Here is a 3108-nt window from a genome sequence, read left to right on the forward strand (position 1 = left end):
TTGCACTCAAACATAACTTCTTTGCAAATTAATTGCTCTATATTTGGCTAGCAAAATTCACTAATCAATTTTGGAAGTGTTATCCTTTTAGAATAAAGCATTCTTTAATATTGTATCTTTTGTCTAAAAATTTAGAGAAATCCCATGCCTTATGAGATTACAACGGTTTTGAAGTTTATTTGCTTATGGCTTCGTATTTTTAAGTTGCAACTTTTAAAACGTTTTTTGCTCGCTTGCGTTATATCATTCATAAAGGCTTTCAATTTCATAAGATATAAAATACCTCTCTATCATTTTCTAAATTTTTAGAAAGCGTTTTAAAAGTGATCTTGTCTTTAAATCCTCTTATGCAATCTTTAAAATATTTGGTATTATTGATGCTGTTATGACAGATCCCTATTTTGCGCTCGCCAATTTTGGCGACCAATAATTTTGGTCTTTATGCGATTAACAAACCAATCTTTAAAATAAGATGTGATCTTTAAAACGTATTATCGATAATTTCAAACGATTGAATTTTTAACAATATGATTTGTGCTGAGATAAAAAAACATATCATAAAATTTATAAACTGTTATGAGTAATAACTGTTTTTCATTTTATTGAATGCCCTCATGCGGTATAATATTTACATCATGATTTGCTTTTTATGGTCTATTCATAGATGCCAATCTTATATAAAAAATGGTCAAATGAATCACGTATAAAAGTGTGGATTCTTAAGTGGATTCATATAAAATAATTACACTCAACATATTGACTTTATTAGTTTTTTATGCATAATACGGTTTATCTTCATTGAACCATACTGAAGGTAATATACGCCGCACCGCCTCTATCCGCATCTTAACAGCACCAGCCCCTTGATTAGGGATTACTTGCGTTTCAAAGCCGGCGTCATTCAAAGCGCTCTCAAAGCTCACATTGTGTACACGGTCTCTCGTTGCACCATCATGAGGTAAAACCATCAATGCCTTCTCATAGCCATTGCATCGCAACCAGCCTATGTGCTCTGATAACGGCTGTCCTTGTGCTTCATAATAATCAAGCACTCTGATTTCCTTACCAATAAACTGAGCTATCCATATCGCTGTCGCATCTGCCTTGGCTCCCGTGCCCCCAATGTCCCAAAAGGCACGAATTTGCATCAAAGGGTCACGAGCAACACGCCCTATTCGCCCTTCCTGCTCAGCTGCCAACATTTCCTTTTGGAAATAAGCTCCCTGAACTGCGGTAAGATAACCACCTTCCCAAATATGCTTATAAAACTCAGGGCGGTTATGAAAATCATCAAGCCGCGCTTCATTCAAAAGCTTTGGAAACTTTGGATTGTCTGACCAGTTTACCTCAACGCCTTTAATTGCTTCATTTTTTGAAAAGCGAAATCGCTGCTCTACAGGAGCGTTTTCACGCAATGGATTCCACGTAATCCACAATTCTGCATGCCACCCCTCTCCTTCTTCACGTAAAGTCGGTATCAGCGTCTGCCATGCTGTCTCTGTGACTGGCTCTGCCTCATCAACCCAACAAAGCAAAATACGCCCCATCGATTTAATACTGGCTATATTGCGGTCAAGACCTATAAACTGAAAGGCTATACGCCCATCATTCGACTTAATTGAAGACTCCCCAATCTTATAATAAGAACTCAAAAAATCATGATCTTCAATAGCACGCTTAATTTCCTGCAAAGAACTCTCAGCTAGAGAATTTTGAAACTGACGGGCACAAACGATATTACCTGATATTCCTCCCATGCCCAATTGATAGCCTTTTAAAGCTGCCATCAAAGCAAATGATCTTGTCTTTCCTGATCCTCGCCCACCCCAAGCCGCACGCACAGATGCCTTGCCTGTAAAAATAGGAATAAGCTTTGGAACAATCTTAATCTGTCTTGTCGTCATTCATTGTTAAGGGAGCAATTTCTACACGCCCTATGATCTTTATCGCTCCCCCATCCTCGCCAGTTACCTGCAAAGGCAGCACCTTACCAAGCAACGCTAAATAAGCCGCTGGACATTCCATTGCTTGTTTTTCCAAGTAAGATATCAACCCCTCATTGCCAATCTTATTCCCCGCATTCTCAGCAGCTCTCACAACGGCTTCTTTTAAAATACGGGTCATTTTGTTCGGAATGCCTTTAACCCGCCCTAGACCGGCTCTTGGAGGTATGTTCTTTTTAATTGGTTTGGGAGTCTGTTCTGTATTTTCTGTTGTCATAAAATACGCCCTCCGGATAATAAAAAACCCCGCATTTGCAGGGATTTTTAACTGTACTTACCCCTCACTTAGATACAATACGCCTAAGTACAGTAAGGTCATTAAATACGATTTGCTACACTTTGTCAACATAATAATAACACATATTGATAATTTCAAAGAGAATCGATTAAACAGTGTTTTAGACAGTGAATCGTCAAAAAAGAGAAGGTAATGATCATGGATGGACTATGGTTTGTGGGATTTTTGATAGCATTTCTCTTAATAGTGCTATTCCAGACAATACGTGCCTTAAAAAAACAAGGGAAGGAAAAGGAAATAGTTGCGTACTGCACTGCACTATTTTTACCAATGTTTGTTCCATGGATTCCTTTATCTATAATATTCATTGTAGGATCTGATAGTACTTTAGTAGAAATAGTGGCATGTATATTGCTAGCGATATCTATGATAAGTTTGGGCGTGTCAGTGTGGATAATGACAGCGATGCGTGACGATGGAGAAGAATTTGATATCATATCTATAGTTTTTATGAATTGTCTAATCCCGATTGCAGGGTGTGTTTTCATTGGTGCTATAATTTTGTCACTAACTACACTTTATATGTGGGATACAACAATAGGAACAATAGTTATAGGGTTATTAGTTTTAATCGTTATATTAATTCGTATAAAAGAATATTTGGGAATAATATTTTGGTTAATACTAATAATAGCGTTGATCAAGTTTATTGTCTAATGAAAGTGCTTATGAAGAGCATTAAGAGCAACGCGCAATGAATTCACAAGATATAGTAGTATTTGATCTTCTATAACTAGATACTGTAGCGCTGCATAAAGATTATACTGTCTATAGAGGCATTGCGCTTCTCTTAGTGCTTCTTGCATA

2 protein-coding genes and 1 pseudogene are annotated in these 3108 nt (G+C 37.2%); 1 reads left to right on the plus strand and 2 read right to left on the minus strand.

Annotated features, from left to right (window positions below):
* Positions 1–794: 794 nt before the first annotated feature.
* Together ABID39_RS07720 and ABID39_RS07725 are read right to left on the minus strand one after the other, a co-directional pair.
* A pseudogene (locus ABID39_RS07720) lies at positions 795–1904 on the minus strand (PBSX family phage terminase large subunit); the annotation flags it as partial.
* The gene (locus ABID39_RS07725) at positions 1885–2220 is read right to left on the minus strand and encodes a hypothetical protein (protein ID WP_354187570.1); all 336 of its coding nucleotides are present in this window, start codon (positions 2218–2220) and stop codon (positions 1885–1887) included. The gene ABID39_RS07725 and the pseudogene ABID39_RS07720, both read right to left, overlap by 20 nt.
* A gap of 219 nt (positions 2221–2439) precedes the next feature.
* Here ABID39_RS07725 and ABID39_RS07730 point away from each other — a divergent pair, with 219 nt between their 5' ends.
* Entirely contained in the window at positions 2440–2958 is a 519-nt protein-coding gene (locus ABID39_RS07730) for a hypothetical protein (RefSeq protein ID WP_354187572.1), read from the plus strand.
* Positions 2959–3108 lie beyond the last annotated feature (150 nt).

The organism is Bartonella japonica, from assembly GCF_040545385.1.
GTDB lineage: Bacteria > Pseudomonadota > Alphaproteobacteria > Rhizobiales > Rhizobiaceae > Bartonella > Bartonella japonica.